Below are 3,616 nucleotides of genomic sequence, written 5' to 3'. Positions count from 1 at the left end.
CCCCCCCCCCCCCCGGGGGGGGCGCGGCGGGCCGGGCGCCCCCCCGGCCCCCCCGGCCCGGAGGAGCCGGACCTACTTCACACACGGGAGCCAACCGCTCCCGGAGAGGACCACTGATGGCATCACTGCCGCCCGCGTGGCGACTGCGCGCGAAGAAGGCCGTCGTGGCCGCGGCCATGGCCGTGGCCGCGACGCTCGCGACGACGCCCGCACACGCCGAGGGCTCCGCCCCTCCGGTGCTGTCCGACGGATTCGGCCTGACCCAGGTCGTCGGCGCCACCGAGGTGCACTCCGCCACCGACTTCACGATCACCGTGACCACCCGGCAGCTGTCCGGTCAGCACAGGATCCGCATCTTCCTCCCCCGCGGCTACGAAGCCGACCCCGGAAAGCGGTGGCCGGTGACGTACTTCCTGCACGGCGGGGGCGGCACCGTGGACGACGCCGCAGCCGCGCCCGCGCTGCGCTCGGACTCGATGATCACCGTGGTGCCGGACGGCGGCCTCAAGGGCTGGTACGCCGACTGGGCCATGCAGAACACCACCGTGGGAGCAGCGAACTGGGAGACCTTCCACCTCACGCAGGTCGTCCCCTTCATCGACGCCAACCTGCGCACCGTCGCGGACAGGGACCACCGGGCCGTCGTCGGCCTGTCGATGGGCGGCTCCGGCGCGCTGCACTACGCCCAGGCCCGGCCCGACCTCTTCGGCCATGTCGCCTCCCTGTCCGGCGGCATCGACTTCGGCATGGCGGAGATCCGCGGCGCCGTTCTGGCCACGGAACTCAACGTCACGGGCGCATGGTGCGCCGTCAGCACCTCCAGCCCGTCCGGCACCGGCCGGTGCACTGGCTACGGGCCGACCGTCGACAGCGACGCGATCTTCGGATCCCCCTACCCGGTGTTCAACGCGGACCGCATCTGGAACGCGGTCAACCCGGCCGCCACGACCAACCTGGCCAAGCTCGCCGGCACCGAGGTCACGCTCTACACCGGCAGCCAGGACGCCATCGACCACTTCACCGCGATCGCCGCCCACCGCGTCAAGGCCCGCCTCGACCAGCTCGGACTCCGCGGCCGCCTCGTCGACTACGGCAACGGGTCGACGCTGGCCCCCACCTGCAACGGCGGCCACAACTACGGCTGCTGGGCGCCCGCCCTCGCCGACTACGTCACCCAGCTCGAAACCTCCTTCGCCGCGGCGAGTTGAACGCTCGACGGCGGCCGCCGCGGCCGCTCAGGTCCCGCCACCACGTGGCCGAACGGGGTGGCGGGACCCCGGCCCGGTCCGCCCCGTCCGAGCACCTCCCGTTGCACGGGGCGGTGCTGCGCCCCGCCGAGCCCTGTCCAGGAGCCGACGCGATTCGCTCTCCGTTCCGGACCGCGATCACCACGACATCATCCGGTGCCCATCCGTCTCCACCGCTGTTGTCGGCCAGAGTCCGAAAGAGGTACGCCGCATGACGCAGCATCAGAGTTCCTCGCCCGGGGGACAGCCCACCCGCCGCCAGGCGAGGTGGGAACGCTACCGGGTCACCCACCCGTTCTCCGCCAAGGACCAGGCCGGCCTGTGGGCGGCGATCCTCGGCACCGTAGGCCTTGCCGTCCTGCTGGGCTGGGCACTCGAGATTCGGGGCGGCACGGTGATCGTCCTGGCGCTGCCCTTCATCGTGTCCTGGTTCGAGAACCGGCGTACGGTGTTCCAGTTCGACGCTGCCGGCGTGCGGGTCGGCGACGTGCTGCTGCGGTGGAACGACGTCACCCAGTTCGTCGTGGCGACACCGCCGGACGACCAGTACGCGTTGATCGGCGCACGGCTGCACCCAGGCGTGACGCTGCCGACCGGTACTACCGTCCCGCCGCAGCATCCGGCCATGCCGGCGCCGATCCACGTCGCCGTCCTGCGGAGCAAGTTCGATCTGGCGAAGATGGTCTCCACGGCGCGCAAGTACGCCGCACCCCACATCCAGATAGTGGTGGCTGACCCGTCCGGCGAGCGGGTCGCCGGCTAGTACTGCAGTTGCGGTCGCTGTTCGGGCTGGTCAGGGGCCGTGTTGTGAGTGCAGTCGGCTGACGCTGGATCAAGGTCGGGTTCGGGGGCGGAGATTAGCCGGGAGGGTGGTTCATGAGGCTGGCTCTCTGCCTGTGGACAGTCCCTCCGGGTGCTCGGGGGATCTTGTTTCCGGGCGGTGGCAGGCGGAGCGCGAGGCGCTTTGGCCGTGCGACATCGCTTCCGTTCCTGCCAATAGATGCCGCTGCCGCTCATCCACGTGCGGGAGGATCGTCGCTGCTAGTAAAGCTCGTTGATCCGGTGAAAAGCTCATGCCTCACCGATGAGCCACAATGGCGGAAGTCGCGGGTTTATGATCTGCAAGCCCTTAGCCGAACCGCCGACCTCGGCTCATGCGCTGGGAAAAGCGCCAAGCGCCGTATCGAATAGCACTCAATGACCACAGTGACAGCCAATAGACGGAGAAGCTTATAAAGAACAACATCGCAATAGCGAGAGCATCGCTGACGGCGCCCGATGGCTCAAACTTGAACAGCGAAGCGAGAATCAGCGCAGCCGCAACCGGAGAGGCTATGGGTGTACATGCCGCCAACACCTTCCATGCAGTGCCACCGCGTATGACCAGCCGCTCAAACCCGAAGGCAATGGGGAAAATCAGAACACTTGTGGCAAATCCCACGCCAGTGGCAAATAGAACGAACTCGGCATAATCTCTGACGGTAAAGGCTTCGTCAATGAAAAAGACTGCCACAATTGGAAGGCTGATGACCATGTAGGCCACGACAATGGCTGATGTCGTAATGGCGATGGACAGCGAGTGTCGAAGGATCGCCCACCGTCGGGAATCAAGATTGTAGATAGGTGCGGGGTTATGTGCGGTGACAGTGGCGTGCGGATTCGTCGAGGGCCGCCCAGGCAAAATTAACTCCTCAATGTCGGGTCTCGGGATGTGAGTGACGGGATTCGGTTGACAGTCCGGCCGAGCCTCGTAATCCGACGGCCCGGTTGATATTGGACATGGTTAAGGCTGCCCGGTGATATTGTGTGGACGGGAATACCTGCGCCGTCAGCTTAGATAAAGCGCTGGTCGAGGAGGAGTTCGTCCATTCGGCAGCCCCGGCCCGCCGACTACCCGCACCAAGGGGCAGCCCCCGCCGGGTCGAGCCGCACCACCCACACGCACCGCGCCCAAGATCCGGAGCCCCCACCTCCTCCCTAGGGTCCGTCTTCAAAGATGATCAAGCGATGGGAGATCATGTCGTGCGTGATACGCCGTCATGAGCCGTACACGGACGCCCAGGTGGGTGACCGTGTACGGCTCCTTGGTCGCGGCTGGGGCCTGCCGCTGGGGTCCGAAGGACGGGGTCAGAGCATGTTCGTGTAGATGTTCCAGCCGGTGCCGAACTTCACCCGGGCGGCGAAGGTCGCGGTGCCGGCGTTGCCCGTCGAGGTGTAGAGGTACATGTCGCCGTTCTTGGTGCGGGCGAGCACGTCGCCCTTGCTGTCCCCGTTGATGTCACCCGGCGCGATCAGCGTGTCGTAGAGGTCCCAGCCGGTGGCGATCTGTTCCCGGGCGGCGAACGGCGCGGTGGACGTCCCCGTGCCCT

The 3,616-nt window shown here is 67.2% G+C and carries 3 protein-coding genes and 1 pseudogene; 2 read left to right on the top strand and 2 right to left on the bottom strand.

The window, feature by feature from the left end; translation table 11 throughout:
- Positions 1-116 precede the first annotated feature (116 nt).
- Entirely contained in the window at positions 117-1,208 is a 1,092-nt protein-coding gene (locus AB0P35_RS41660) for an alpha/beta hydrolase-fold protein (protein WP_363521723.1), read from the top strand.
- Between the two features lie 250 nt (positions 1,209-1,458).
- Positions 1,459-2,010, top strand: a complete 552-nt coding sequence (locus AB0P35_RS41655; protein ID WP_363521721.1) for a hypothetical protein — start codon at positions 1,459-1,461, stop codon at positions 2,008-2,010.
- Positions 2,011-2,376: 366 nt separating this feature from the next.
- On the opposite strand, the gene AB0P35_RS41650 is transcribed toward AB0P35_RS41655, so the two are convergent.
- Together AB0P35_RS41650 and AB0P35_RS41645 are read right to left on the bottom strand one after the other, a co-directional pair.
- Entirely contained in the window at positions 2,377-2,781 is a 405-nt protein-coding gene (locus AB0P35_RS41650; protein WP_363521719.1) for a hypothetical protein, read from the bottom strand.
- Between the two features lie 593 nt (positions 2,782-3,374).
- A pseudogene (locus tag AB0P35_RS41645) lies at positions 3,375-3,616 on the bottom strand (hypothetical protein); the annotation flags it as partial.

The sequence above is a fragment of the Kitasatospora sp. NPDC085879 genome, from assembly GCF_040686255.1.
Lineage (GTDB): Bacteria > Actinomycetota > Actinomycetes > Streptomycetales > Streptomycetaceae > Kitasatospora.
The sequence above is the reverse complement of the archived record's forward strand: the minus strand, read 5'-3'. Positions and strand labels throughout refer to the sequence as shown.